Below are 24,792 nucleotides of genomic sequence, written 5' to 3'. Positions count from 1 at the left end.
CAATGGGCGCATGCATATCTTCAAGACATTCCACATTGAGGCGGCGCACCGGCTGCCGAACGTGCCGCCGGGGCACAAGTGCTCGCGCCTGCACGGGCACTCCTTCAAGGTGGAGATCCACGTGGCGGGAGAGCCGGACCCGCAGATGGGCTGGGTGATGGACTTCGCCGATGTGAAGGCGGCTTTCGCGCCGCTGTTCGAGCAGCTCGATCACCATTACCTCAACGACATCGAAGGGCTGGAGAATCCCACCAGCGAGATGTTGTCGCGCTGGATCTGGCAAAAGCTGGTACCGAGCCTCCCCGGTCTGGACAAAGTCGTGGTCCACGAGACCTGTACGTCGGGCGCCAGTTGCTCGAAAGCAGATTTTGACGCGGCGCGATGACTGACGCTTCGGTGTCAAGTATATGAAACAAAAGCGTAATTCAAAAAAAATCGCTTCGTTCAGAAAAAATATATTGCATTGCACAAAAAAGCTTGTTAGGCTTTGTCTCACTCCCAGACATCCCTTGTGAGGGACATAGCCATGACACAGCAACTGAACACTCAAGCTTTCGCTTACGCCAAGCAGTTCACCGACAACGCCTTCAAGGCGCAGGCAGTGGCCCTGAAGGGGCTGGAGCAGGTGACCGAGCTTCAGCTGAAGGCTTTCGAAAAGCAGGCGCGCAGCACCGCCGATTACGTGGCCCAGGTTTCCGAAGTGCGCGATCTCGAAGCGCTGCGCGGAATCTGGGAAAAGGGCGCCAGCCTGACCCGTGACCAGGCCGAAGAGGCTGTGGCGGTGAGCCGCGAAATCATGGCTGTGACCCAGAAGACGGCTGAGTCGCTCAGCTCGCTCCTTCAGGCTCAGCAACAGGCTGCCAACGATGCCGTGGCCGCTGCACCCGTCGCCGCCAAGAAGGCTGCCGCCAAGTAATTCGTATTTACCGTACTGATCGCGACTCTCCCCTTCCGCGATACCTCCGGGCCGAACTCCCCAGTTCGGCCCGTTTTTTGTGCGCTGCGTGATGCTGTTTCCGGTCGTCCAGCTTGCCGCAAGAAAAGACGCACTGATATACTTCAACAGATTGAATCGTAGCCCGTGGCTGGTTGGAACTGCCTGGTGCGAACCGCGCGGAAACCTCACGTGCTCAACAGTCTAGCTTCCGGTCGTCGCCTCGCGCTGCGCATGCTGCTCTGGCAGCTGGTTGCGGCTTTGCTGGTCGGCCTGGCCTTTCTGGCGTGGGGGCGCCGCGAGGCCTTGGCTGCAGTGGCGGGTGTGGTCATCGTGGCGCTGGGTACGGCGTTGATGTCGGCACGTACCTTCAGCGGGCTGGGCAATGGTGGCAGTGCGCTTGTGCATCTGCTTACCGGCCTGATTCTCAAATGGATCGTGGTCCTCGGAGGGTTGATCATGATCCTGGTTCAATACAAGTTGCCGCCGCTGGCCGCCATTTCGGGGCTGGTGGCGGCTTATGCGGTCAATCTGATGGCATTCAGATTCAAGGGTTGAATGATGGCAAGCGAGCCGGGCGGTTTTACCGCATACATCCAGCACCACCTGACCTTCCTGTCGCTGCCGCGTGTCAGCCACAGCGGGTTCTGGACGTGGTCGATCAACGTCGACTCGATAACGGTGTCGCTGGTGCTGGGCGTGATCTTCTGCCTGTGGTTCTGGCTGAAGGCGCGCAAGGCCACCTCCGGGGTGCCGTCGCGTGGCCAGGCGTTCGTCGAGATCGTGCTGGAATTCGTCGATGGCCAGGTCAAGGATGTGTTCCACGGTGACCGCCGGGTGATCGGCCCGCTGGCGTTGACCGTGTTCGTCTGGGTATTCCTGATGAACTTCATGGACCTGCTGCCGGTCGACCTGATTCCGCTGATCGCCGAAAAGTGCGGCCTTGGCCATTTCCGTCCGGTGCCGACCGCTGACATCAACACCACCTTCGCGATGTCGATCACGGTGTTCCTGCTGATGATCTTCTACAGCTTCAAGGCGAAGGGTTTCGGCGGCTACATGCACGAAATGTTCACCGCGCCGTTCGGAAAAAATCCGCTGCTGTGGATCCCCAATTTCGCGCTGAACCTCGTGGAGCTGGTTTCCAAGCCGGTCAGCCTGGCGATGCGACTGTTCGGCAACATGTATGCCGGCGAGCTGGTGTTCATCCTGATCGCGGGCCTGTTCAGCGCCGGCGGTGTGGCCCTGTACAGTCTCGGACTGGTCGGCTACACCATCTGGGGCCTCTTCCATATCCTGATCATCTCGATCCAGGCGTTCATCTTCATGGTGTTGACCGTCGTGTACATCTCGATGGCCCAAGAGCACCACTGATTTCCACCCATCACAACAAACGTTTTTCTTTTCCAGGAGACCACCGTGGACCTTATCGCTCATCTTGCTCAGGTTGAGAGCCTTACCGCCATCGGCATCGGCCTGATCATTGGCCTCGGCGCGCTGGGTGCCTGTATCGGCATCGGCATCATGGGTTCGAAGTTCCTCGAAGCCGCTGCCCGCCAGCCCGAGCTGATGCCGCTGCTGCAGGGTCGCATGTTCCTGCTGGCCGGCCTGATCGACGCGGCGTTCCTGATCGGCGTGGCGCTGGCCATGTACTTCGCGGTCGGCAACCCGCTGGCCTCGGCGATCACTGCCGCCGCCAAGGCCGCCGCCGGTCACTGACCGGTCTGCAGCAACCGTCCGGCACGGGCGCCAGGCGCCCGTGCCATCCGTAATCCGCATGCACAGGTAACGCAGCGATGCAATTCAACGCGACCCTGATTGGCGAGATGATCTCGTTCGCCATTCTGATCTGGTTCTGCGTCCATTTCATTTGGCCGCATCTCAACAAGGCCATCGAGGAACGCCAGCGCAAGATCGCTGACGGCCTGGGTGCGGCCGAGCGCGCGCATGCCGAACTGAAGGACGCCGACGCCAAGGTGGCCGCGGAGATCCGCGACGCCCGCCAGAAGGCGGCCGAGATCATCGACAAGGCCCAGCAGCAGGCCAATCAGATCCTCGACAAGGCTCGTGCCGACGCCATTTCCGAAGTGAACCGGCAGAAGGCGCTGGCGCAGGACGAGATCGCCTCGATGGCACAGCGCGCCCGTGACGAACTACGTGAGCGCGTGGGCACGCTGGCCGTGCAGGGCGCCAGCAAGATCGTCCAGCGCGAGATCGATCCGGCCGCGCACAAGGCGCTGCTCGACCAGCTCGCCGCCGAGATCTGATCGATGGCCCAGTCAATCACCCTCGCCCGACCCTACGCACGTGCGGCATTCGAGCTGGCCCATGCGGCGGGCGCGCTGGCGGCATGGTCGCAGGCACTGTCGTTCGCCGCGGCCGTGGCGAACGATCCGCACGTGGCCAGCCTGGCCAACGATCCGCGCGTGCAGCCTGCACAGCTGGTGGCGCTGCATCTGCCGCAGGGCATGACCGACGACGCGCCGTTCGCCCGTTTCCTGGGCGAACTGGCGGCGCATCGGCGGATGCAGTTGCTGCCCGAGGTGGCCGAGTTGTTCGAGCAGTACAAGCGCGAGTCCGAGTCGCAGCTGCTGGTCAAGGTGACCAGCGCGATGACGCTGGATGCCACGCAGGCCGAGCAGCTCAAGGCGTCGCTCAAGCGCCGCTTCAAGCGCGAGATCGAGCTTGAAACGGCTGTCGATCCGACGCTGCTGGGCGGCGTGGTGATCGACACCGGCGACGAGGTGATCGACGGTTCCGCGCGCGGACGCCTGGAGCGTCTGGCCGGCGCGCTTACGCATTGACAGCAGAAAAGAGTGGGGAGAAGTGAGAAACGAGTGGAAAGCCATCTGCCACGCCGCTCTTGCTCACCACTCACTCCTCTTAACTCGTTTCTAGATCTTTAGGATAACGACCATGTCCAGCTCCACCTTGAATCCGTCCGAGATCAGCGAACTGATCAAGAGCCGCATCGAGCAGTTCAAGCTCGGCGCGGAGGCCCGCAACGAGGGCACCATCATCAGCGTGTCCGACGGCATCGTGCGCATCCACGGCTTGGCCGACGTGATGCAGGGCGAAATGATCGAGCTGCCGGGCAACGCCTTCGCACTGGCGCTGAACCTCGAGCGCGACTCGGTCGGTGCCGTGGTGCTGGGCGAATACCAGCACCTGCGCGAAGGCGATACCGCCAAGACCACCGGTCGCATCCTCGAGGTGCCGGTCGGTCCCGAGCTGCTCGGCCGCGTGGTCGATGCACTGGGCAATCCGATCGACGGCAAGGGGCCGCTCAACGCCAAGTTGAATGCGCCCATCGAAAAGGTCGCGCCCGGCGTGATCTGGCGTCAGAGCGTGGACCAGCCCGTGCAGACCGGCTACAAGTCGGTCGACTCGATGATCCCGATCGGCCGTGGCCAGCGCGAGCTGATCATCGGCGACCGCCAGACCGGCAAGACCGCGCTGGCGATCGACGCGATCATCAACCAGAAAGATTCGGGTATCTTCTGCATCTACGTGGCGATCGGCCAGAAGCGTTCGTCCATCGCCAACGTGGTGCGCAAGCTGGAAGAAAACGGCGCGCTGGCCAACACCATCGTGGTGGTGGCGTCGGCGTCCGAGTCGGCCGCGCTGCAGTACATCGCGCCGTACTCCGGCTGTGCCATGGGCGAGTACTTCCGCGATCGCGGCCAGGACGCGCTGATCATCTATGACGACCTCAGCAAGCAGGCCGTGGCCTATCGCCAGATCTCGCTGCTGCTGAAGCGCCCGCCGGGCCGCGAAGCCTATCCGGGCGACGTGTTCTATCTGCACTCGCGCCTGCTCGAGCGTGCGGCCCGCGTGTCGGCCGACTACGTCGAGAAGTTCACCAACGGCGAAGTGAAGGGCAAGACCGGCTCGCTGACCGCGCTGCCGATCATCGAAACCCAGGCCGGTGACGTGTCCGCCTTCGTGCCGACCAACGTGATCTCGATCACCGACGGCCAGATCTTCCTCGAGACCGACCTGTTCAACGCCGGCATCCGCCCGGCCGTGAACGCCGGTATCTCGGTGTCGCGTGTAGGCGGTTCGGCGCAGACCAAGATCGTCAAGAAGCTGTCCGGCGGCGTGAAGCTGGCGCTGGCGCAGTACCGCGAACTGGCGGCCTTCGCCCAGTTCGCCTCGGACCTCGACCCGGCCACCCGCGCCCAGCTGGACCGCGGCCAGCGCGTGACCGAGCTGATGAAGCAGGCGCAGTACGCGCCGCTGTCGATCGCCGAGCTGGCGCTGTCGGTGTACGCGGCCGAGAAGGGCTACCTGGACGACCTGCCGGTGAACAAGGTGCTGGCCTTCGAGAAGGGCATGCACGCGTTCTTCCACCAGAACTACGGCGAACTGATGAACAAGATCGTCGCCACCGGTGACTGGAACGGCGATATCGAGGCCAGCTTCAAGGCGGGCCTGGACGAGTACAAGAAGACCGGTAGCTGGTAATCACGAGACGGGCTTCGGCCCGTCCCTGTCGGATAGAAGACGATGGCAAGCGGACGCGAAATCAAAACCAAGATCAAGAGCACGCAGAACATGCGCAAGGTGACGCGTGCGCTGGAGATGGTCTCGGCCTCGAAGATCCGCAAGGCGCAGGATCTGATGAAGGCCTCGCGCCCCTACGCGCACTCGATGCGCAAGGTGATCGCGCATGTCGCCCAGGCCAGCACGGAGTTCAGCCACCCGTTCCTGACCGAGCGTTCGAGCGTGGCCCGCGTGGGCTTCATCGTGGTGTCCACCGACCGCGGTCTGTGCGGCGGCCTGAACTCCAACCTGTTCCGCCGCACGCTGGCGCAGGTGCGCGAGTGGCAGGACAAGGGCGCGCAGGTCGATGTGGTGGCCGTGGGCCAGAAGGCCGTGCAGTTCTTCCGCCGCATCAAGGGCGTGAACCTGACCGGCAGCGTGACCCATCTGGGCGACCGGCCGAAGCTGGAGCAGCTGGTCGGCGTGATCAAGGTGGTGCTGGACGCCTATACCGCCAATGGCCTGGATCGCGTGTTCCTCGCCTACAACGACTTCGTCAACACGATGACGCAGAAGCCGTCGATCGACGCGCTGCTGCCGTTGCCGCTGGTAGCGTCGGAACTGAAGGCACAGGAGACGGCAGGCGATTCGGCCTATGCCGGCGTGAAGCTGGAGCAGGCCCACGACTGGGACTACCTGTACGAGCCTGACGCGCAGACGGTGCTGGAGCACGTGCTCGGCCGTTACATCGAGTCGGTGGTGTACCAGGGCGTGCTGGAAAATCTCGCCAGCGAACACGCGGCGCGCATGGTGGCGATGAAGAGCGCGTCGGACAACGCCAGCAAGGTGATCGACACGCTGACGCTCAGCTACAACAAGGCGCGTCAGGCGGCGATCACGCAGGAAATCTCGGAGATCGTCGGCGGTGCCGCCGCGGTATGAGTGCAGGCATCCATGCCTGCAAGAGCAAGATCAAAAAGCAACCATCCGTGGTTGCACTATTTAAATAGAGCGACGCTTCGTCGGCGCTGATACGAAATCACAAAGATCCATCCGGAGCACATCCATGAGCCAGGGTAAAGTTGTTCAGATCATCGGCGCGGTCATCGACGTCGAGTTCGCACGCGATCAGGTGCCGCAGGTATACGACGCGCTGAAGATCGACGGCACCGACATCACGCTGGAAGTGCAGCAGGTGCTGGGCGACGGCGTGGTGCGCACCATCGCGCTGGGTTCCACCGAGGGCCTGAAGCGCGGGCTGATCGCACGCAACACCGGCGAGGGCATCAAGGTGCCGGTCGGCAATGCGACCCTGGGCCGCATCATGGACGTGCTCGGCAACCCGATCGACGAAGTCGGTCCGATCAACGCCGAAGACCAGTGGGTGATCCACCGTGAGGCACCCAGCTACGACGACCAGGCCATCGCCAACGAGCTGCTGGAAACCGGCATCAAGGTGATCGACCTGGTCTGCCCGTTCGCCAAGGGCGGCAAGGTCGGCCTGTTCGGCGGCGCCGGCGTGGGCAAGACCGTGAACATGCTCGAGCTGATCAACAACATCGCGACCCAGCATGCGGGCCTGTCGGTGTTCGCCGGCGTGGGTGAGCGTACCCGCGAAGGCAACGACTTCTACCACGAGATGCAGGACGCCGGCGTGGTGGTGCTCGACAACTTGCCGCAGTCGAAGGTGGCGATGGTCTACGGCCAGATGAACGAGCCGCCGGGCAACCGCCTGCGCGTCGCCCTGACCGGCCTGACCATGGCCGAGTACTTCCGCGACCAGAAGGACGAGTCCGGCAAGGGCAAGGACGTGCTGTTCTTCGTCGACAACATCTACCGCTACACGCTGGCCGGTACCGAAGTGTCCGCGCTGCTGGGCCGCATGCCGTCGGCGGTGGGCTATCAGCCGACCCTGGCCGAGGAAATGGGCGTGCTGCAGGAGCGCATCACCTCGACCAAGACCGGTTCGATCACCTCGATCCAGGCCGTGTACGTGCCCGCGGACGACCTGACCGACCCGTCGCCGGCCACCACCTTCGCGCATCTGGACTCCACCGTGACGCTGAGCCGCCAGATCGCCTCGCTGGGCATCTACCCGGCGGTGGACCCGCTGGACTCCACCAGCCGCCAGCTGGATCCGCAGGTGGTGGGCCAGGAGCATTACGAAGTGGCCCGTCGCGTGCAGGGCATGCTGCAGCGCTACAAGGAACTGAAGGACATCATCGCGATCCTGGGCATGGACGAGCTGTCCGAAGAGGACAAGCAGGTCGTGGCCCGCGCGCGCAAGTGCGAGCGCTTCTTCTCGCAGCCGTTCCACGTGGCCGAGGTGTTCACCGGCGCGCCGGGCAAGTACGTGACGCTGAAGGAGACCATCCGCGGCTTCAAGATGATCGTGGACGGCGAAGTCGACCACATTCCGGAGCAGGCGTTCTACATGGTCGGCGGCATCGACGAGGCCATCAAGAAGGCCGAGGAGATGGGCGCCAAGAAGGCCGCCTGATCGACCGATGATGGATGGCCACGCCGGTTTCGGCCGGTGGGCAGCGTAGGCAGCAACACGCCGGGGCAATGCGTCCCGGCCATACTGGAACCGTCATGGAACACACCATTCGTGTCGATATCGTCAGCGCCGAAGCCGAGATTTTCCACGGCGACGCGACGATGGTGATCGCCACCGGCGAGCTGGGCGAGCTGGGCATCACGCCCCGCCACGCGCCGCTGATCACCCGCCTCAAGCCCGGCCATGTCGAGGTGCTGCAGGCTGGTGGCGAGCGCCAGCAGTTCTACGTCTCCGGCGGCATTCTCGAAGTGCAGCCACAGGTGGTCACCGTGCTGGCCGACACCGCCAAGCGCGCCGCCGACCTGGATGAAGCCGCTGCCCAGCGCGCGAAGAAGGAAGCCGAGGACGCCCTGGCCAGCCGCAGCGACGAGTTGGAGGTGGCCGAGGCCCAGGCCAAGCTGGCCGAGGCACTGGCCCAGTTGCAGGCGCTGGAGCGGTTGCGCCGCAACCTCAAGCACTGATCCGGGCGCGCATCCGCCTGACGCTGATCCGGACGCCGGCCTCGTGCCGGCGTCTGCGTTTCGGGTGATCGGTGGCACGCTGATGGACTACATTGGCAACCCTTGCCGTGCCGGCGGTACGAACGGGCAGGGAAAGCCAACATGACACGATGCATGCGAACAAGCACTGCGGCTCTGCTGGTGCTGCTGGGCGGCTGCGCCAGCCAGCGGGTCGTGGCACCGCCATCGACACACCAGGGGCAATCCAGTTTCCGGACGTTGCCGGGTCGCCATATGCAGCGCTATGCACTGGCGCTGGGTTCGACCGCGATCGGCGCGACCCCGGTCGACCATCCCGACCCGGTATATCCGTTATCGTGGCTGGCCCGCTGTCCGGCCAGGGTGACACTCCGGGCCCTACTGATCGTCGATGCCCATGGCCGAGTGGATGCTGTACGCGCGACGCCATCACCAGCTGCGCCGACTGCCTTTGTCGAGGCGGTGCGTGCCGCGGCGATGCAATGGACGTTCTCCCCGCTGACCATCAGTCGCTGGGCTTCCGATGCCAATGGCGACACGCACCCGGTCGAAACCGTCACCAAGCCGTTCAGCCTGCCCTACGAATTCAGCTTCACCTGCCATGACGGCAAGGTCGGGACCGCAACGAACGCGGATCTGCCGTCTCCCGCAGCCGGCTAGGTCGACGCGGCCGGTCCGGCGTCGCTCGTGACGCCGGCAGCCGCGTCTGCCATGCTTTGAAGCTCCCCGCTTGCAAAGGTCAAGGCAGACGCCCATGAGACACGCTCCGTTGCACGTCATCGTCCTCGCCGCCGGCGAAGGCAAGCGGATGAAGTCGAAAAAACCCAAGGTGCTGATGCCGCTGGCCGGCCGCCCCCTGCTGGCGCACGTGCTGGACACGGCCCAGGCGTTGCAGCCGGCAGCGATCCATCTGGTCTACGGGCACGGCGGCGACCAGGTGCTGGCAGCGTTCGACGGATACGCCGGCCTGAACTGGGTGCTGCAGGCCGAGCGGCTTGGCACCGGCCACGCGGTCGGGCAGGCGCTGCGCGATGTCCCGGGCGATGCGCGCGTGCTTGTCCTTTACGGCGACGTGCCGTTGATCCGCAGTTCCACGCTGCAGCGTCTGGTCGAAGCGGACGCCGCGCTGAACCTGCTGGTGACTCGTGTCGACAATCCCGCCGGCTACGGGCGCGTGTTCCGCGACGGTAACGCGCGGGTCCGCGCGGTGGTGGAGGAGAAGGATGCCGACGACAGCCAGCGCGCGATCAACCTGGTCAACACCGGCATCCTGGCGGGTGACGCCGATGCGCTGGCGCGCTGGGTCGGTCGGCTCGACCGCGACAATGCGCAGGGCGAGTACTACCTCACCGATATTTTCGGCATGGCCGCGGCCGAACATCGGCCGGCGCTGTGCATCGAGAGCGACGATCCGGCCGAGGCTGCCGGCGCCAACAACCCGCAGCAGCTGGCCGGGCTGGAGGCGAAATATCGCCAGCGCGCGGTGGGTGAACTGCTGCATGCGGGAGTGCGCATGGCTGATCCTGCACGCGTCGACGTGCGCGGCGCAGTCGAGACTGGCTGCGATGTGGAACTGGATGTCAGCGTGATCCTGGAAGGGGCGGTGACGTTGGGCGAAGATGTGCGGATCGGGCCGTTCACGCGCCTGAAGGACGTGCGTCTGGCAGCCGGCACGCAGGTACTGGCCCATTGCGACCTGGAAGGCGTGGTGACCCATGGTCCGTGCGTGATCGGTCCGTTCGCGCGGCTCCGTCCCGGCGCGGAGCTGGAAGCCGGCGTGCACGTGGGCAATTTCGTCGAGGTCAAGAAAACCCGCATCGGCCGGAACAGCAAGGCCAATCACCTGAGCTACCTCGGCGACGCCGAGATCGGTCAGGGCGTGAACGTGGGTGCGGGCACCATCACCTGCAACTACGACGGTGTGAACAAGTTCGTCACCCGGATCGAGAACGATGTCTTCATCGGTTCGAACAGCGCGCTGGTCGCGCCGGTGACGATCGGCGAGGGCGCCACCATCGGGGCCGGCTCGGTGATCACCAAGAACGCGCCGCCACACGAACTGACACTGGCACGTGGTGGTCAGGCCACCGTACGCGGTTGGCGGCGGCCGACCAAAAAGCCGACGGCGTGAGTTTGCGGCCCCGGCCCGGTAGCTATCCGGTGGGCTGAGGCACGCAGCTCAGGCGTAACGCCAGCCGTCCAGTTCCACCAGCAGCTCGCTGCGGCAGACGTCGCCGTGCAGCAGTAGCACCGGTACGCCGGGCAGGCGCTGATGCAACAGGTCGCGCACGCGCGGCGCATCGGCAGGGTGGCGGACGTAGGCCTTCAGCGGCGAGTGCGTATCGAAGCCGGCGGGCATGTCCGCGCTGGCCAGCAGGGCTTCGAGATTGGTCAGGGTCTCGTTGAGCTGCGCGTCCAGGTTGCCTTCATGGGTGGACGCGTGGCCGACGATGGCGGCCGTGCCGGAGATCGCCAATACGTCCTGCGCCGGCAGCGTCATCGCGCGGGCGAAGCCCGGCGAGGTGCGGCCGTACTGGCGCGGATAACGCCAGGCGCTGAGCTGGCGGGGATTTTCCACGCGCGCGCCGGCATGCGCGCTGGCCAGCAGGTAGATCTGCAGACGCGCATCGTCGCCGTGATGACCAATCGCGGTAGCGGCAGGATAGCCGTTGGCGAAGAAGTCACCCAGGCCCTCGGCGCGGCCGTCGCAGAACTGCTTGTAGCGTTCCTGGTCACCCTCGCCGTGATTGATCGCACCGATGTAGTTCCAGATCCGCAGTACATGCTGCTCGCTGCGCTCGCCCAGGAAGCGACGGAGGCTGGCGTAGGCGTGCCGTGCGGCACCGGCGGGGCCGCCGTACGCGTCTTCGTCCACCTCGATCGCGGCGAACAGCCAGCCACCGCCGATCGACCAGCGCAGGTCGTCGACCTGGCCGTGCGCGACCTCCGCCTCCACCTGCCAAAGCTCCAGCGGGGCCGGCGCATCGAAGGACTCCAGCTCGACCCGCAGCCAGCGCGGATCGTCGACGGCGGCAGTGCCTTTGCCAAAGCCGATGACCGCCAAGGTGCCGGGGTTATCCAGCAGCGTGCGGGCATCGGTCATGCGATAGGAAACGCGCGGAGCGCGGGGCAGGTCGGATTCGACCTGTCGATCTTCACATCCCTGAACCATTGGGTGTAACCGGGAACGACAAGACCCCTATGGTACACTCCGCGCCCGTTCCCGACGGGACGAATTGCATGTCTCCGGAGTCCCGAAACCCGCATGGCCGAGCAGACCGCCGCGCAGCATGAACTGGCTGCCCTGATCGTGGATTGCCTCAACCTCGAAGGCGTCGAGCCGTCGCAGATCGACCCGGACGCGCCGCTGTTCGGTGGCGAGCTTGGGCTGGATTCGATCGACGCGCTGGAGATCGCGCTGGCCGTTTCCAAACGCTACGGTTTCACGCTGCGCTCCGACAGTCCGGACAACCAGCGCGTGTTCTCCAGCCTCCGTCACCTGAGTGACTACGTCGAGCAGCAGCGGACGGCCTGATGCCGCGCCGGCGACGTGGCGACGGGCGGACGGCGGGTCCGGCTCCGCAACAATGCTCGGCCTTGCCGGCCCGCGTTACGTATCCTCTGCCGCAACCCGGCAGCCCTCTGGTGTGGCGATGACGGCATGAGCGGTCACTGGAGTGAGCGGCCCGAGGGCGGCGGACGCTTTGCGTTGTGGCTGATCCGCACCATCGCACTGCGTGGCGGACGCCGCCTGGGACGGCTGTGCCTGTATCCGGTCACGCTGTATTTCATGCTGCGGCGCGCGGAAGAACGTGCGGCCTCGAGGCAGTTCCTCGAACGCGTGCTAGGCCGCCCGCCGGGTTGGCGGCAGGTGTTCCGGCACCTGCATGCGTATGCGGCAACCACGCTGGACCGCATTTTTCTGCTGGCCCACGGCGAACGCGGCTTCGATATTGCGATCGACGGGCTGCCCGTGCTGGAGGAGGCCATGGCCGAAGGTCGCGGCGTCCTGCTGGTGGGTTCGCACCAGGGCAGCTTCGAGGCGTTGCGTGCCATCAGCGGGCGACGGCCCGACGTACCGCTGCGGGTGTTGCTGGACAAGCAGAAGACCCCGGCGATGACCGAATTGCTCGAGGCGCTGGCGCCGGACGTGGGGGCGGGCGTGATCGACACCTCGCGTGGCGGCGTGGCGATCACCCTGGCGGTGGCCGAGGCCTGTCGCCAGGGCGCCATGGTGGCGCTGCTCGCCGACCGCGCCCGCGAACACGAAGCGCTGCGGCAAGTCGAGTTCCTGGGGCGGCCTGCGCCGTGGCCGGCCGGCCCCTGGCTGCTGGCGAACACGCTGCAGGTGCCGGTGCTGCTGTGTTTTGGCCTGTACCTGGGCGGCAACCGCTACCGGCTGGTGTTCGAGCCGTTCGCCGATCCGGTGGTGGTCCCGCGCGAGGCCCGCGAGATCGTGCTGGACAGCCTGATCGCGCGTTATGTCGCGCGGGTCGAGCACTATGCGCGCAGCTACCCGTACAACTGGTTCAACTTCCACGATGTATGGAAAACGGGCGCCTGAGCGTTCGCCTGCGCACCAGCGCCTTGTCACGACGACTCGATGACCGGTGACCGCATCAGGGTCGGGTGATCGAGGACGGGTCAGCCGCATCGGTGACCCGTGGCGCCGCACGCGAGCGCCGATAGCTTTCGCGCACGTTGCCGTAGTGGATCACGCGGCCGATGGTGTACGCGGTGATTCGTGCCACGTCGCGGATCGGGCGGAAGTGGCTGAGCCGGAACGTGCCCTGGTAACGCGATGCGATCGGTACCGAAATCACCTTGATCCCGCGTTCGCGCGAGGCGGCGATCAACAGGGCCGCTTCCAGCACGAAGCCGTCGGCCGGCAGCTTGGCCAGGTCGAGCACGTCGCGTGGGTACCAGCGCTGCCCGCTCTGGGTGTCGGCAACCGGCTGCGCGCAGGCCCATGAGATGCCCCAGTCGGCAAAGCTGTTGGCCAGATGGCGACCGGCGGGCTGTTGCGCGCGGTCGAGCAGTCGCGCGCCGATCACGATCTGTCCGGGCCAGCGACGCGCTGCCGTCACGATACGCGGAATGTCGCTGGCCAGATGCTGGCCGTCGCCATCCATGGTCAGCACCGCGTCGTAACCCTGGCGCAGCGCTTCGCCGAACCCGGTGCGCAGGGCTTCGCCCTTGCCGCGGCGCTGCGGATGACGCAACAGGGTCACCGGCAGCGCGCCGACGATATCGGGCGTGCGGTCGTCCGAGCCGTCGTCCACCACGATCAGCGGCGCGCCCAGCGCGAGCACCGAACACACGATGTCGTGGATCGTCGACGCCTCGTTGAGGCAGGGGATGATGACGCACCAACGCGGGGTCGGGTTCATAGCGGGCGCTCCATGCGTATATGCAGGCCGAGTGCCGTCGCCGCTGGCAGGATCAGCTCGCCATGCCCGTCGACGAGTGCGGTCAGCAGCGGCAGGGCGGCGGCGGAAGGGTTGTCCGGCGTGTCTCCAGTGCAAGCGTTGATCGGTGACGGCGAAGTGGACGCTGCGTCGAGAAGTCCCAACATCAGTCGTGCACGGCTGCGTGGCCCGGCCTGCGGCGACAGCACCAGCGCCCAGCCGAAATCGTGTCGGCAACCGGCGATTTCGCCCAGGGGGCCGTGCCCGCGGATGTCGCTGCACACCAGCAGCACGGGGCATTGTTCGGCACAGGTCAGGGTGGCCGCCTCGAGCAGGCCGGCGCCGGCGGTCGCGGGGCCGGCACAGACCGCGCTGGATGGCGCGTGGCATCCACTGGCAATGGTCCAGTAGCCGGCCGGTGCGTTGTGCACCGAGTGGTGGAAGCGGGTTGGCGAGAGTTCGTCCGGCGCACGCGCGAGGGTGGCGCACAGGTAGTCGGTGGTGAGCAGGTCGCCGTGGGCGGAAGCGAAAACGCAGGCCAGGGTGGTCGGGTCCCGCCCGCTCATCGCGACAGCCTGTGCGGCGACCTCCACCGCGAGCAGGACGCTGCTGGAGGCACGCCGACGCTCGGTGGCCGGCAGGGTCAGTGCCGGCGGGCGTCCCGTCGCGTCTGCGCATGCTGTGCTGCCTGCAGGCTGCGCACACAAGGCCTGGAAGTCGCTCCAGCCTGGCGACCACAACCCGATGCCTTCGACATGGACGACGAGTGCGCTCATGCATTCGTTTCCGCGCGGGCAAACACCAGGCTGGCGTTGTTGCCACCAAAGCCGAACGAGTTGCTCATGGCGACCCGGATCGGGCGTCGTTCGTGCTGCCATGCGAACTGCGGACCGCAGGCGGAATCGGGCGTGCGGGTTCCCAGGTTGGCAGGCACCAGGTCGTGCGCCATGGCCAGCAGGCTGATGACCGCCTCGACGATGCCGGCAGCGCCCAGCGTGTGCCCGGTGAAGCCCTTGGTGGAGCTGGCCCGCGTGGTAGGGGGAAAAAGCCGTGTCAGCAGGACGGCTTCCACCGCGTCGTTCTTGCGGCTGGCGGTACCGTGCAGATTGACGTAGTCGACCTGCGCGGCATCGAGTCCGGCACGGGCCAGCGCGTCGCGGATGGCCAGCGCGGCGCCAAGTCCGTCGGGATGTGGTGCGGACATGTGGTGGGCATCGCTGGATTCGCCCCAGCCGAGAAGACGCGGTGCCGATGGCGCGCATGCCACCCGTTCGAGCAGGGCGAAACCGGCTGCTTCGCCGATCGAAATGCCGCTGCGCGCGGCATCGAACGGACGACAGGCTTCCGCAGAAACCAGTTCCAGTGCATTGAAGCCGAACAGCACGCTGTCGCAGAGGCTGTCGACACCGCCGACCACGGCGGCGTCGGCCAGGCCGAGCCGGATCAGCCGCTCGGCGCTGGCGAACACCTTGGCACTGGACGAACAGGCGGTCGAAACGGTCAGGCAGGGCCCGTCCAGTTCCAGCGCGGCGGCGGCGAAGCCGGCCAGCGAGTGCGGACAGTGGATGGCCGGGCGATCGAGGTCGGCGGGCAGGCGGCCGTCGGGGTCCAGCCTGCGATAGCCTTGTTCGGTGTCGCCGACCGCTGCCGTCGATGTGCCCAGCAGCAGGGCCACGCGTCCGGCGCCATGGCGTGCGCGTGCCGCGCGGACCTGCTCGACGAAACCGTCCTGCTGCAGTCCGAGCCAGGCCAGCCGGTTGTTGCGGCAGTCCCACCCGGACAGGTCGGCAGGCAGCGGTGCATCCTCGACCCCATCGACGCGGCCGATCCAGCAGGCCAGCGGCGCGGAGCTGAAGTCGTTCGGGCGCAGGCCGCCGTCCTCCTGCGCGAGCGCATGCCGATGGGCCGCCAGGCCGCGTCCCAGTGCCGAGGTCACGGTAGTGGCGCAAATGGCGAGTGGAGACATCGGGGAAACCATCGAATCAGCCTAGCCAGCCGGGGCGGGCTTGCCTAGGGCGCTGCGGGCCATGTTGCGCAGCATTCACCGGCAGGCACGGGGGCAGCATCGGCAAGGCCGGCGCCTCTTGTTAAGCTGCGCGACCATGAATGCCATCGATCAACCGCTGACCAGCTTGCAGGCCGATCGGGCCGAAGCCTTCCTGCGCGGATTGCAGGACCGTATCTGTGCAGCCATCGAGCAGCTCGACGGTGGTGCACGCTTCGTCGAGGACGCCTGGACCCGTCCGGCGGGCGGCGGTGGGCGGACCCGCGTGCTGCGCGACGGTCAAGTATTCGAGCAGGCCGGGGTGAATTTCTCGCGCGTGCATGGGCATCAGTTGCCGCCCAGCGCCACCGCCCATCGACCGGAACTGGCCGGCGGACGTTTCGTCGCCACCGGGGTGTCGCTGGTGCTGCACCCGAAGAATCCCTACATCCCCACTACGCATGCCAACGTGCGCTATTTCGAGGCCGGCAAGGAAGGCGTGGAACCGGTGTGGTGGTTCGGCGGCGGCTTCGACCTGACCCCGTTCTACCCGTTCGACGAGGATGTGCGGCACTGGCACACGGTGGCGCGCGAGCTGTGCGCGCCATACGGCGCGGAGGTGTATCCGCGCTACAAGAAGTGGTGCGACGACTATTTCTACCTCAAGCATCGTGGCGAAACCCGTGGCGTGGGCGGGTTGTTCTACGACGATCTCAACGAGGGCGGCTTCGAGCGCTGCCTCGGCTTTACCGAAGCGGTGGGGCAGGGATTCTTGGATGCCTATCTGCCGATTGCGGAGCGTCGTCGCGACACCCCGTGGGGCGATCGCGAGCGTGAGTTCCAGCTCTATCGCCGCGGGCGATATGTGGAATTCAACCTGGTCTACGACCGCGGCACCCTGTTCGGGCTGCAGTCGGGCGGGCGTACCGAGTCGATCCTGATGAGCTTGCCGCCACGCGTGCGTTTCGAATACGCCTACCAGCCGGAACCGGGTTCGCCGGAAGCGCGGCTGGCCGACTACCTGCGGCCACGCGACTGGGCCGAGGAGTGATAAGCCAGGAATGAGAAGTGAGCGAGAGCAACAGCAGGCCGCGACCCAGCTTTTTCTCACTTCTCACTTCTCTCCACTCACCCCTAGCCTTGCCTGCGCTCAGGGTGTGGCGCCGCTGAATTTCTCTACTGTCGCGCCTTTCACCGGGCCGATCTGCGCGCTGTCGCTCACCTTCAGTACGACGGTACGGCGAAAGTCCAGCGTGCCCTGCACCACGGCATGCGGGCCGATCACGATCACCGGCGTGTGCGAGCTGCCGAAGTGGAACCAGCCGTTGTGCGGCCGGTCGACCAGGATGCCACCTTCGACATGCGAACCGGCTCCGATCGTGATGTCGCCGGCTACCGTCTCGATGCCGCCAGCCACATGCGCGCTGTCCAGCGTGATGGTGCCGTTGACGTTGGACAGGTGACCGTCCACCTGGGCGCCATCGGCCAGGCTGATGGCGCCGTTCACCGCCTCCACCTTGCCGCTGACCTGGGCATCGTTGTCGATCTGGATGGCGCCATTGACGGTCACCAGCTTGCCGGCCCGGGCCTGCTTGCCCAGGGTCACCGCGCCGTTGACGGTGCTGGCCTTGTCGACCACCGCATGATCGGCGATGTCGACATCGCCGTTGACCGAGCTGGCGTCACCGGCAGGTTGGCCGGCGGCGACATGCACGTCGCCGTTGACCTTGTCGACGCCATGGGCGACGGCAACTGCAGAGAGCGGCAGCAGAAGTGCGAGGGAAAGCAGGACACGGCGCATGGGAATCTCCATGAAATGGGTGCAGGCTTATGATGCGCGCGCGGCCGGCACGGTTTAGCGTGACCTATGGCAGGGTCGTCATTTGACGGCGGCGGATGGGCGCTCCACCATTTCCTTTTCCCAGCAGTCACACGGAACCCCGCGCCATGCACAAGCTCGTCCTGATCCGTCACGGTCAATCGCAATGGAACCTCGACAACCGCTTCAGCGGCTGGGCCGACGTCGACCTCACCGAGCAAGGCATTGCCGAGGCACGTGAGGCGGGTGCGCTGCTGAAGCAGGAAGGTTATGCCTTCGACGTGGCGCACACGTCGGTACTCAAGCGTGCCGTGCGTACCTTGTGGGGCGCGCTCGACACGCTGGAGCAGATGTGGCTGCCGGTGCTGACCGACTGGCGCCTCAACGAGCGTCACTACGGTGCGCTCACCGGCCTCAACAAGGCCGAGACGGCGGCCAAGTACGGCGAGGCACAGGTGAAGGTCTGGCGCCGCAGCTACGACACCCCGCCGCCGGCACTGGAGCGCTCCGCGAACGAGGCGGTGCACGATCCGCGCTATGCCGCGCTGGACCCGGCGCAGATTCCGGACACCGAATGCCTCAAGGACACCGTGGCCCGCGTGCTGCCGTACTGGCACGAAGTGCTGGCGCCGGCGATCAGGTCGGGCCAGCGCGTGCTGGTGGCGGCGCACGGCAACTCGATCCGCGCGCTGGTGAAATACCTGGACGACATATCCGACGAGGCCATCGTCGAGCTCAACATTCCCAACGGCGTTCCGCTGGTCTATGAGTTCGACGACGAGCTGAAGCCGTTGCGTCACTACTATCTGGGCGATGCCGCGGCGATCGAGGCCAAGCTGGCCGCAGTGGCGAACCAGGGCAAGGCGAAGTAGGCCTGCGCGAGCCGTCGGGTGTGACAGGCGTCATGCGCGCCGCCTGGCGGGCGTCAATCGTGCCCGCCGGCCGGGTCCGCTAGTCTGGTGTCACGGTATTTCTCCGCAACGAGGTCCGACCGATGTCCCCACACCTGATGAGCTATGTGGTCATGGTGCCGTTGCTGGTGCTGATCGTCTGGCGCCGGATCGGCCGGCAGTTCGGTCGCCAGCCGATCCGGCGCAAGCGGATGATCGCGCGCGTGGCGGTGTTTGCCGCGCTAGGCGTATTGATCTCGCTGGCCGGACTCCACGACGTACGCCTGGCCGAAGGCCTGGCAGGTGGCGTGGTGCTGGGCGGTGCACTGGGTTTCGTCGGCTTGCGCCTGACCCGCTTCGAGGTCGATCCGGTACGCGGTGACTGCTATGTGCCCAACCCGTGGGTCGGCGCGTTACTGGTGGCCCTGCTGCTGGGGCGATTGGCGTGGCGCTTCATGGTGCTCTGGCCGCAGATGCAGCAGGCTGGCTCGCTGGCGGCACAGACGCCGGGCGGCGCTGTCGCTATGGAGTACCAGTCGAGCCCGCTCACGCTGCTGGTGTTCGGGCTGCTGATCGGCTACTACATCGTCTACTTCGCCGGGTTGCTTGTGCATCACCGCCGCTTCCAGCGCGCGCAGGCCGGCTGAGGCGGAGCGGGGGCGGGAGCTCAGAGTGCGTCGCCGTCCAGTTCACCGGTGCGGATGCGTATGACCTGGTCCAGGTTGCTGACGAAAATCTTGCCGTCACCGATCTTGCCGGTGCGTGCCGATTGCGAAATGGCCTCGACGACGCGATCGAGCTGTTCGTCGGCCACGGCCACTTCCAGCTTGATCTTGGGCAGGAAGTCGACCACGTACTCGGCACCGCGATACAGCTCGGTATGACCCTTCTGCCTACCGAAGCCCTTGACCTCGGTGACTGTGATGCCCTGCACGCCGGCCTCGGCCAGCGCCTCGCGCACATCGTCGAGCTTGAACGGCTTGATGATCGCCACCACCAGTTTCATGCATAGTCCTCGATACAGGCGCCGCCGATGACGCCGAGAGTGCATTTTGCCCGTCAACGCATGGTCTGTCGCCATGCGTACGCCAAGTGTAAGAGAATTCCTACATCACCCAGTGGAGCGAGCCGATGGTGCCTCTTCTTTCCCGACCCCTACACTGCCTCCCGACGAGTTCGAGGCGCCTTCCATGATGGAACGGCTGGATATCGATCAGATAGCCTCACGGCTTGCGTCGTTGGTACCGCCAGGGCTGGCGGATGCACAGAAGGATCTGCGTGCCAACTTCCGCGATGTCCTGGCTCAAGGATTACGCCGTCTCGACCTGGTCACCCGTGAGGAATTCGAAGTCCAGAGCCAGCTGCTGGCGCGTACCCGCGCCAACGTGGACGAACTGGAAAAGCGCGTGGCCGAACTCGAGGCCCTGGCGACTTCCCGCGGGGAATAACCACGCCCGGGAGCGGTCCCCGATCAGTCGCTACGCACGCCAAGAGCGATCGGGGCCGGTCATTTCCTCAGCAGTCCAGCGGAGTCGCTCGATGCAAGCGTTGATCAGCGACGAACCCGTTGCCGGCCTCCGCCTTAGCGCATGAGCCTGGCCGTAACCCTCAGTCGTGCCCAGGAAGGGGTCTCCGCACCCCAGGTGATGGTCGAGGTGCACCTGTCTGGCGGCCTGCCGGGCACCAGTATCGTCGGTCTGCCGGAAGCCGCGGTGCGCGAGGCCCGTGATCGCGTGCGCGTCGCCATCCAGAATACGGCGTTCGAGTATCCAAGCCGCAAGGTCACCGTGAATCTCGCGCCTGCGGAGTTGCCCAAGGACGGCGGTCGCTTCGACCTGGCCATTGCACTGGGCATCCTGGCGGCAGGTCACCAGGTGCCGCGCGAGCGGCTGGATGACTGCGAATTCCTGGGTGAGCTGGCCCTGTCCGGCGAGCTGCGCGGCGTTTCCGGCGTGCTGCCTGCGCTGCTGCGCGCGCGCGCGCGTCGGCGACGGGTCGTGGTGCCGCGTGCCAACGCGGCCGAGGCGGCGCTGGTGAGCGATGCCGATGTGCGTGTCGCCGACAGCCTGGCCGAGGTCTGCGGCTGGCTGCGCGGTGCGCAGGACCTGGCTTCGCCGGCGCAGACGGGGGCCTGCGACGATGCCGGTTCCGGGCCGGACCTGATCGATGTGCGTGGTCAGTTGCAGGCGCGCCGCGCGCTGGAGATCGCGGCGACCGGGGGGCATCACCTGCTCATGTCCGGGCCGCCCGGCACGGGCAAGACCATGCTCGCGGAACGCCTGCCCGGCATCCTGCCGCCGCTGACCGAGTCCGAGGCGCTGGAAACCTGTGCCGTGTTGTCCGTGGCCGGGCAGCCGGTCGATCCGATGCACTGGCGTCGCCGTCCGTTTCGTTCGCCGCACCACACCGCGTCGGCGGTCGCCCTGGTCGGCGGCGGCTCGCAGCCCCGGCCGGGCGAAATCTCGCTGGCGCACAACGGGGTGTTGTTCCTCGACGAGCTGCCGGAATTCAGCCGGCATGTGCTCGACGTACTGCGCGAGCCGCTGGAGTCCGGCAGTATCGTTATCTCCCGGGCGTCCCGGCAGGCCACCTTTCCCGCGCAGTTCCAGCTGGTCGCCGCGATGAATCCCTGTCCCTGCGGCTATGCCGGCGACGCGCGCGGGCGCTGCCATTGCACGCCGGACCAGATCGCCCGCTACCTGGCGCGGATCTCCGGTCCGCTGCTGGACCGGATCGATCTCTGTGTCGACGTGCCGCGTGTTCCGCTGGCTGAGCTGGGCGCACCCAGGAGCATCCATGACGAGGACTCGGCGACCGTACGCGTACGCGTCGTGCAGGCGCGGCACCATGCATTGATGCGTGCGGGGCGGCCGAATGCCGAAATCACGACTCGTGAACTGGAGCGCGATTGTGCCCTCGGTGCGGCCGAGCGCCGCTGGTTCGAAGCGGCGCTGGAGCGGCTCGGGCTGTCCGCGCGGGCCTATCACCGGATTCTGCGGGTGGCCCGCACGATCGCCGATCTCGACGGCGGCGTGGCTGCACTTGACCGCAAGCATCTGGCCGAGGCCATGCAATACCGCCGGCTCTGACCGGTTTCGAGTCGTATCGCGGGACTGGCGAAATAGTGAACTGAAAAGTATTGACTTGGCCGCGTAGGCGCGTATTATCTGCACCGGCAAGTTCATTAACTGAACGCGCCCCCCGCCACCCCGGTATCGGTTCCCCTCCCCCCCCGCACCGATACCGGGGCTTGGCCTTTCCTCGATGCGGCTGGACGTACCGGAGCATGCATGCTCCGATAAAGGCGTCCCATCCGACCGCCGACAAGGATCGCCCATGCCCATCGAACTCGGCCTGATGCTGACCGGCTTGCTGGTGGTCGGCTTCCTGTCGCAGTGGCTGGCCTGGCGGGTCAAGTTGCCGGCGATCCTGTTCCTGTTGCTGGCCGGCATTCTGCTGGGGCCGGTCAGTGGCCTGCTGAAGCCCGATGCGTTGCTTGGCGACCTGCTGTTTCCGCTGGTTTCCCTGGCGGTGGCGGTGATCCTGTTCGAGGGCAGCCTCACCTTGCGCTTCCATGAACTGCGCGGCATCGGTGGCGCGGTGCGCGGCCTGGTCAGTTATGGCGCGGTGATCGCGCTGCTGCTGCTGGCGGCCTGCGCGCACTGGATCGCCGGCCTGCGCTGGGAGATCGCCTGGCTGTTCGGCGCCCTGGCCTGCGTGACCGGCCCCACCGTGATCGCGCCCATGTTGCGCACGCTGCGGCCCACCGCACGCGTCGCCAACACGCTGCGCTGGGAAGGCATCGTCATCGATCCGCTGGGAGCGCTGTTCGCGGTGTTGATCTACGAGGCGATCGTGTCGCGCCAGGAGGGCCATACCATCGGCGTGTTCGTCACCATGGTCGGCAGCGGCGCATTGATCGGCGCGTTGGCGGCCTGGCTGCTGGCCTTCATGTTGCGTCGCCAGTTGGTGCCGGAATACCTGCACAACTACGCCACGCTGGCGCTGGTGCTGCTGGCCTTCAGCCTGTCCAACGCGGTGACCCACGAGTCGGGCCTGCTGGCGGTGACGGTGATGGGCATTGCGCTGGGCAACATGCGCGGCGTGCATATCGACGACATTCTCGATTTCAAGGAAAACCTCACCACCTTGCTGGTGTCGTCCCTTTTCATCCTGCTGGCGGCGCGCCTGTCGTGGCCGCTGCCCGACGGCATGCTGGGCGCGGGTATCGCGATCTTCGTGGTGGCCCAGCTATTGGTACGGCCGCTTACCGTGGTGCTGGCGACCATGGGCAGTGCGCTCAACTGGCGCGAGCGGGCGCTGATCGCGTGGGTGGCGCCCCGCGGCATCGTGGCTGCGGCGGTCTCGGCACTGTTCGCGTTGCGTCTGGGCGAGCTGGGGCTGGACGGTGCTGAGGCGCTGGTGCCACTGGTGTTCATCCTGATCATCGGCACGGTGGTGGTGCAGAGCGCCACGGCGCGGCCGCTGGCGAAGTGGCTGAAAGTGGCGGAGCCGGAGCCTCGCGGCGTGCTGATCTTCGGCTCCGATGCGGTGGCCCGCGCGGTCGGGCGCGCGCTGAAAGAGGCCGACGTCCGCGTGATGCTGGCCGACGACGACTGGGATGGCATCCGCCGTGCGCGCATGGAGGGCCTTGTTACGTTCTTCGGCAACCCGGCTTCGCCGCATGCCGAACGCCACCTCGACCTTGCCGGCATCGGCCGGCTGCTGGCGATGTCCACCCACCGCGAGCGCAACACCCTGGCGTGCGTGCACTACCGGCAGGAGTTCGGCCGCGAAAAGGTCTATCGCCTGCGCAATCTGTCGCTGGACGAAAACACCGAGCGCGCGGCGCTGGCCGACAACCTGCTGGCGCCGCCGCTGTTCGATGAGGCGATGACCCACATGCGTTTCGCCGAACTGCTGGCGCGAGGCTGGCGCATCAAGTCGACCCGGCTCAGCGCCACCTTCGACTGGCCGCATTTCGTCGAGCAGTACGGTTCGGACAGTGTGCTGCTGTTCGGTCTGGAGGAGCGTGGTGCGCTGCGCGTGGCTTCGGCCACGCGCGAACTGGAGCCGCGCCCCGGCTGGACGGTCATCGTGCTGGTACCGCCCAGCGCCGAGTGATGGCCGGTGTGGCGTTGTGGCTGGTAGCTGCCTATAGTCTTCAGCCGCTGTCTGCGGCGCGTGCACGCCAGGCCTGCCTTTTCCACTACCGGATACCTTCATGACCTTGAACGCGGCACCCATGCCTGAAACGCCTGAAACATCAGAAGCACGCGGCAGCATCGCCTGCGTGGGGCTGGGCATGACCCTGGGCTCGCATCTGACACCCCTGGCACGCAGCCATATCGAGCAGTCGGACGTAGTCTTCGCGGCACTCTCCGACGGCGTCGTCGAGCTGTGGCTGGAGCGTATGCATCCGGATGTGCGCAGTCTGCAGCCGTACTACGGCAAGGGCGACAAGTCCCGTGCGATCACCTACCGCGAATGGGTCGAGGTCATGATGGCCGAGGTGCGCGCCGGCAAGCGTGTCTGCGCGGTGTTCTACGGCCACCCAGGCATCTTCGCGTGGTCGCCGCACGAGGTGATCAAGCAGGCGCGTGCGGAGGGCTACGCGGCGCACATGGAACCGGGTATCTCGGCCGAAGACTGCCTGTATGCCGATGTCGGCATCGATCCGGGTCGCTTCGGTTGCCAGCACTACGAAGCGAGCCAGCTGCTTTTCTACGAAACGCCACTCAACCCCTGTGCCTGCCTTGTGCTGTGGCAGGTCGGCCTGGTGGGCGACCGCTCCATGAAGCGCTTTTCCACCGGTCCCGAGTATCGCCAGGTGCTAGTGGACGTGCTGAGCCGGGATTACCCGCTGGACCACGAGGTGATCATCTATCGAGGTGCGACCCTGCCGATCGAACAGCCGCGTATTCGTCGCGTGCCTCTCCGCGACCTGCCGGAAACCGCGATAAGTGCCGAGGAGACCGTGATCCTGCCGCCGGCATCGCGCTTGCGCAGCAACCACGGCGTACGTGCCCGGCTGGCTGCTCTGGATCAATCGGTCATACAGTCAAATTAGGGGCTGAAGCTGCCCACATGGCTTGTAGATCAGTGCTAATCTTCGCAATGGCGCAGGATAATACGGCTTTGTGATGGGGCAAAGCGTGATGGAAAAAAAGAAAGATCAACGAGCCTGATGTGCCAAGTGTTTTGTCCTCCGTGAAGATGGTTCTCATTTTCGC

Annotated in this window: 28 protein-coding genes; 22 read left to right on the top strand and 6 right to left on the bottom strand. The window is 66.0% G+C overall.

The annotated features are described in order from the left end of the window. Positions 1–10 precede the first annotated feature (10 nt). The 13 genes from queD (at position 11) to glmU (ending at position 10,589) form a co-directional block, all read left to right on the top strand. Positions 11–385, top strand: a complete 375-nt coding sequence (gene queD / locus RA164_RS15980) for a 6-carboxytetrahydropterin synthase QueD (protein WP_329741830.1) — start codon at positions 11–13, stop codon at positions 383–385. A gap of 141 nt (positions 386–526) precedes the next feature. Continuing rightward, on the top strand, positions 527–916 hold the full coding sequence (locus RA164_RS15975) for a phasin family protein (protein ID WP_329741829.1): 390 nt from the start codon (positions 527–529) through the stop codon (positions 914–916). Positions 917–1,126: 210 nt separating this feature from the next. Next, positions 1,127–1,492, top strand: a complete 366-nt coding sequence (locus RA164_RS15970; RefSeq protein ID WP_329741828.1) for a hypothetical protein — start codon at positions 1,127–1,129, stop codon at positions 1,490–1,492. A gap of 3 nt (positions 1,493–1,495) precedes the next feature. After that, on the top strand, positions 1,496–2,308 hold the full coding sequence (atpB, locus tag RA164_RS15965) for a F0F1 ATP synthase subunit A (protein WP_329741827.1): 813 nt from the start codon (positions 1,496–1,498) through the stop codon (positions 2,306–2,308). 45 nt (positions 2,309–2,353) lie between these two features. After that, the gene (gene atpE / locus RA164_RS15960) at positions 2,354–2,653 is read left to right on the top strand and encodes a F0F1 ATP synthase subunit C (RefSeq protein ID WP_329741826.1); all 300 of its coding nucleotides are present in this window, start codon (positions 2,354–2,356) and stop codon (positions 2,651–2,653) included. A gap of 77 nt (positions 2,654–2,730) precedes the next feature. Then, entirely contained in the window at positions 2,731–3,201 is a 471-nt protein-coding gene (locus tag RA164_RS15955; RefSeq protein ID WP_329741825.1) for a F0F1 ATP synthase subunit B, read from the top strand. Positions 3,202–3,204: 3 nt separating this feature from the next. After that, on the top strand, positions 3,205–3,738 hold the full coding sequence (locus tag RA164_RS15950; protein WP_329741824.1) for a F0F1 ATP synthase subunit delta: 534 nt from the start codon (positions 3,205–3,207) through the stop codon (positions 3,736–3,738). A gap of 112 nt (positions 3,739–3,850) precedes the next feature. Next, positions 3,851–5,401 (top strand): F0F1 ATP synthase subunit alpha, encoded by a 1,551-nt coding sequence (atpA, locus tag RA164_RS15945; RefSeq protein ID WP_329741823.1) that lies wholly within the window; start codon positions 3,851–3,853, stop codon positions 5,399–5,401. A gap of 42 nt (positions 5,402–5,443) precedes the next feature. Next, positions 5,444–6,361 (top strand): F0F1 ATP synthase subunit gamma, encoded by a 918-nt coding sequence (gene atpG / locus RA164_RS15940; protein ID WP_329741822.1) that lies wholly within the window; start codon positions 5,444–5,446, stop codon positions 6,359–6,361. Between the two features lie 124 nt (positions 6,362–6,485). Beyond that, entirely contained in the window at positions 6,486–7,919 is a 1,434-nt protein-coding gene (gene atpD, locus RA164_RS15935; protein WP_329741821.1) for a F0F1 ATP synthase subunit beta, read from the top strand. 95 nt (positions 7,920–8,014) lie between these two features. After that, positions 8,015–8,440, top strand: a complete 426-nt coding sequence (locus RA164_RS15930; protein WP_329741820.1) for a F0F1 ATP synthase subunit epsilon — start codon at positions 8,015–8,017, stop codon at positions 8,438–8,440. Between the two features lie 153 nt (positions 8,441–8,593). Continuing rightward, positions 8,594–9,118 (top strand): energy transducer TonB, encoded by a 525-nt coding sequence (locus tag RA164_RS15925; RefSeq protein ID WP_329741819.1) that lies wholly within the window; start codon positions 8,594–8,596, stop codon positions 9,116–9,118. A 94-nt stretch (positions 9,119–9,212) separates the two neighbouring features. Then, positions 9,213–10,589 carry a bifunctional UDP-N-acetylglucosamine diphosphorylase/glucosamine-1-phosphate N-acetyltransferase GlmU gene (glmU, locus tag RA164_RS15920; RefSeq protein WP_329741818.1) on the top strand — a complete coding sequence of 459 codons (1,377 nt, stop codon included), beginning with the start codon at positions 9,213–9,215 and terminating at the stop codon, positions 10,587–10,589. Between the two features lie 48 nt (positions 10,590–10,637). Here the strand turns inward: glmU and RA164_RS15915 are convergent, their stop codons facing one another. Next, positions 10,638–11,561 (bottom strand): chorismate transformation enzyme, FkbO/Hyg5 family, encoded by a 924-nt coding sequence (locus RA164_RS15915; protein ID WP_459553951.1) that lies wholly within the window; start codon positions 11,559–11,561, stop codon positions 10,638–10,640. 162 nt (positions 11,562–11,723) lie between these two features. Between RA164_RS15915 and RA164_RS15910 the strand changes: the two genes are divergently transcribed. Both RA164_RS15910 and RA164_RS15905 read left to right on the top strand, forming a co-directional pair. Next, a complete protein-coding gene (locus tag RA164_RS15910) occupies positions 11,724–11,993 on the top strand; it encodes a phosphopantetheine-binding protein (RefSeq protein WP_329741816.1) in 270 nt (89 codons plus the stop codon). 126 nt (positions 11,994–12,119) lie between these two features. Next, on the top strand, positions 12,120–13,022 hold the full coding sequence (locus RA164_RS15905; protein ID WP_329741815.1) for an LpxL/LpxP family acyltransferase: 903 nt from the start codon (positions 12,120–12,122) through the stop codon (positions 13,020–13,022). A gap of 55 nt (positions 13,023–13,077) precedes the next feature. On the opposite strand, the gene RA164_RS15900 is transcribed toward RA164_RS15905, so the two are convergent. Genes RA164_RS15900 through RA164_RS15890 form a run of 3 tightly spaced genes read right to left on the bottom strand, consistent with a single transcriptional unit; the run spans position 13,078 to position 15,832 of the window. Then, positions 13,078–13,848 carry a glycosyltransferase family 2 protein gene (locus RA164_RS15900; protein WP_329741814.1) on the bottom strand — a complete coding sequence of 257 codons (771 nt, stop codon included), beginning with the start codon at positions 13,846–13,848 and terminating at the stop codon, positions 13,078–13,080. Then, positions 13,845–14,642 (bottom strand): beta-ketoacyl synthase chain length factor, encoded by a 798-nt coding sequence (locus RA164_RS15895; RefSeq protein ID WP_329741813.1) that lies wholly within the window; start codon positions 14,640–14,642, stop codon positions 13,845–13,847. The genes RA164_RS15900 and RA164_RS15895 overlap by 4 nt, the downstream gene beginning before the upstream one ends. Then, positions 14,639–15,832, bottom strand: a complete 1,194-nt coding sequence (locus RA164_RS15890; protein WP_329741812.1) for a beta-ketoacyl-[acyl-carrier-protein] synthase family protein — start codon at positions 15,830–15,832, stop codon at positions 14,639–14,641. Before RA164_RS15890 ends, RA164_RS15895 begins: the two co-directional genes overlap by 4 nt. Positions 15,833–15,968: 136 nt before the next feature. Between RA164_RS15890 and hemF the strand changes: the two genes are divergently transcribed. Beyond that, positions 15,969–16,901: an oxygen-dependent coproporphyrinogen oxidase gene (gene hemF / locus RA164_RS15885; RefSeq protein WP_329741811.1), complete on the top strand. Its 933-nt coding sequence runs from the start codon at positions 15,969–15,971 to the stop codon at positions 16,899–16,901. 99 nt (positions 16,902–17,000) lie between these two features. Here the strand turns inward: hemF and RA164_RS15880 are convergent, their stop codons facing one another. Beyond that, complete coding sequence (locus tag RA164_RS15880) at positions 17,001–17,651, bottom strand: DUF4097 family beta strand repeat-containing protein (RefSeq protein ID WP_329741810.1); 651 nt, start codon at positions 17,649–17,651, stop codon at positions 17,001–17,003. A gap of 146 nt (positions 17,652–17,797) precedes the next feature. On the opposite strand from RA164_RS15880, the gene gpmA reads away from it, so the two are divergent. Further along, on the top strand, positions 17,798–18,541 hold the full coding sequence (gene gpmA, locus RA164_RS15875; protein ID WP_329741809.1) for a 2,3-diphosphoglycerate-dependent phosphoglycerate mutase: 744 nt from the start codon (positions 17,798–17,800) through the stop codon (positions 18,539–18,541). Positions 18,542–18,663: 122 nt separating this feature from the next. Beyond that, entirely contained in the window at positions 18,664–19,206 is a 543-nt protein-coding gene (locus RA164_RS15870; protein ID WP_329741808.1) for a DUF1453 domain-containing protein, read from the top strand. Positions 19,207–19,226: 20 nt separating this feature from the next. Here RA164_RS15870 and glnK read toward each other — a convergent pair whose 3' ends face one another. After that, positions 19,227–19,565 carry a P-II family nitrogen regulator gene (gene glnK / locus RA164_RS15865; RefSeq protein WP_329741807.1) on the bottom strand — a complete coding sequence of 113 codons (339 nt, stop codon included), beginning with the start codon at positions 19,563–19,565 and terminating at the stop codon, positions 19,227–19,229. Between the two features lie 184 nt (positions 19,566–19,749). On the opposite strand from glnK, the gene RA164_RS15860 reads away from it, so the two are divergent. The 4 genes from RA164_RS15860 to RA164_RS15845 all read left to right on the top strand — a co-directional run bounded on the left by RA164_RS15860 (position 19,750) and on the right by RA164_RS15845 (position 24,629). Then, the gene (locus RA164_RS15860) at positions 19,750–20,007 is read left to right on the top strand and encodes an accessory factor UbiK family protein (RefSeq protein ID WP_329741806.1); all 258 of its coding nucleotides are present in this window, start codon (positions 19,750–19,752) and stop codon (positions 20,005–20,007) included. A 141-nt stretch (positions 20,008–20,148) separates the two neighbouring features. Continuing rightward, positions 20,149–21,648 carry a YifB family Mg chelatase-like AAA ATPase gene (locus RA164_RS15855; RefSeq protein WP_329741805.1) on the top strand — a complete coding sequence of 500 codons (1,500 nt, stop codon included), beginning with the start codon at positions 20,149–20,151 and terminating at the stop codon, positions 21,646–21,648. Between the two features lie 247 nt (positions 21,649–21,895). Further along, positions 21,896–23,683: a cation:proton antiporter gene (locus RA164_RS15850; protein WP_329741804.1), complete on the top strand. Its 1,788-nt coding sequence runs from the start codon at positions 21,896–21,898 to the stop codon at positions 23,681–23,683. Between the two features lie 121 nt (positions 23,684–23,804). Then, positions 23,805–24,629: an SAM-dependent methyltransferase gene (locus RA164_RS15845; RefSeq protein ID WP_329741803.1), complete on the top strand. Its 825-nt coding sequence runs from the start codon at positions 23,805–23,807 to the stop codon at positions 24,627–24,629. The last annotated feature ends 163 nt before the right edge of the window (positions 24,630–24,792 follow it).

Origin of the sequence: Dyella sp. A6 (assembly GCF_036320485.1) — a bacterium.
Lineage (GTDB): Bacteria > Pseudomonadota > Gammaproteobacteria > Xanthomonadales > Rhodanobacteraceae > Rhodanobacter_A > Rhodanobacter_A aluminiiresistens.
Note: the sequence above shows the minus strand (reverse complement) of the source record. Positions and strands in the feature narration are given on the sequence as shown.

Bases quoted from the DNA above. Each gene is read 5' to 3' on its own strand.
- atpA (WP_329741823.1), top strand. From the start codon at position 3,851: ATGTCCAGCTCCACCTTGAATCCGTCCGAGATCAGCGAACTGATCAAG.
- RA164_RS15905 (WP_329741815.1), top strand. From the start codon at position 12,120: ATGAGCGGTCACTGGAGTGAGCGGCCCGAGGGCGGCGGACGCTTTGCG.
- RA164_RS15850 (WP_329741804.1), top strand. From the start codon at position 21,896: ATGCCCATCGAACTCGGCCTGATGCTGACCGGCTTGCTGGTGGTCGGC.
- RA164_RS15915 (WP_459553951.1), bottom strand. From the start codon at position 11,561: ATGACCGATGCCCGCACGCTGCTGGATAACCCCGGCACCTTGGCGGTC.
- RA164_RS15925 (WP_329741819.1), top strand. From the start codon at position 8,594: ATGCGAACAAGCACTGCGGCTCTGCTGGTGCTGCTGGGCGGCTGCGCC.
- glnK (WP_329741807.1), bottom strand. From the start codon at position 19,565: ATGAAACTGGTGGTGGCGATCATCAAGCCGTTCAAGCTCGACGATGTG.
- RA164_RS15860 (WP_329741806.1), top strand. From the start codon at position 19,750: ATGATGGAACGGCTGGATATCGATCAGATAGCCTCACGGCTTGCGTCG.
- RA164_RS15890 (WP_329741812.1), bottom strand. From the start codon at position 15,832: ATGTCTCCACTCGCCATTTGCGCCACTACCGTGACCTCGGCACTGGGA.
- RA164_RS15955 (WP_329741825.1), top strand. From the start codon at position 2,731: ATGCAATTCAACGCGACCCTGATTGGCGAGATGATCTCGTTCGCCATT.
- atpD (WP_329741821.1), top strand. From the start codon at position 6,486: ATGAGCCAGGGTAAAGTTGTTCAGATCATCGGCGCGGTCATCGACGTC.
- hemF (WP_329741811.1), top strand. From the start codon at position 15,969: ATGAATGCCATCGATCAACCGCTGACCAGCTTGCAGGCCGATCGGGCC.
- RA164_RS15895 (WP_329741813.1), bottom strand. From the start codon at position 14,642: ATGAGCGCACTCGTCGTCCATGTCGAAGGCATCGGGTTGTGGTCGCCA.
- glmU (WP_329741818.1), top strand. From the start codon at position 9,213: ATGAGACACGCTCCGTTGCACGTCATCGTCCTCGCCGCCGGCGAAGGC.
- RA164_RS15900 (WP_329741814.1), bottom strand. From the start codon at position 13,848: ATGAACCCGACCCCGCGTTGGTGCGTCATCATCCCCTGCCTCAACGAG.
- RA164_RS15930 (WP_329741820.1), top strand. From the start codon at position 8,015: ATGGAACACACCATTCGTGTCGATATCGTCAGCGCCGAAGCCGAGATT.
- RA164_RS15910 (WP_329741816.1), top strand. From the start codon at position 11,724: ATGGCCGAGCAGACCGCCGCGCAGCATGAACTGGCTGCCCTGATCGTG.
- RA164_RS15845 (WP_329741803.1), top strand. From the start codon at position 23,805: ATGCCTGAAACGCCTGAAACATCAGAAGCACGCGGCAGCATCGCCTGC.
- atpG (WP_329741822.1), top strand. From the start codon at position 5,444: ATGGCAAGCGGACGCGAAATCAAAACCAAGATCAAGAGCACGCAGAAC.
- gpmA (WP_329741809.1), top strand. From the start codon at position 17,798: ATGCACAAGCTCGTCCTGATCCGTCACGGTCAATCGCAATGGAACCTC.
- RA164_RS15855 (WP_329741805.1), top strand. From the start codon at position 20,149: ATGAGCCTGGCCGTAACCCTCAGTCGTGCCCAGGAAGGGGTCTCCGCA.
- RA164_RS15950 (WP_329741824.1), top strand. From the start codon at position 3,205: ATGGCCCAGTCAATCACCCTCGCCCGACCCTACGCACGTGCGGCATTC.
- RA164_RS15870 (WP_329741808.1), top strand. From the start codon at position 18,664: ATGTCCCCACACCTGATGAGCTATGTGGTCATGGTGCCGTTGCTGGTG.
- RA164_RS15880 (WP_329741810.1), bottom strand. From the start codon at position 17,651: ATGCGCCGTGTCCTGCTTTCCCTCGCACTTCTGCTGCCGCTCTCTGCA.
- queD (WP_329741830.1), top strand. From the start codon at position 11: ATGCATATCTTCAAGACATTCCACATTGAGGCGGCGCACCGGCTGCCG.
- atpB (WP_329741827.1), top strand. From the start codon at position 1,496: ATGGCAAGCGAGCCGGGCGGTTTTACCGCATACATCCAGCACCACCTG.
- RA164_RS15975 (WP_329741829.1), top strand. From the start codon at position 527: ATGACACAGCAACTGAACACTCAAGCTTTCGCTTACGCCAAGCAGTTC.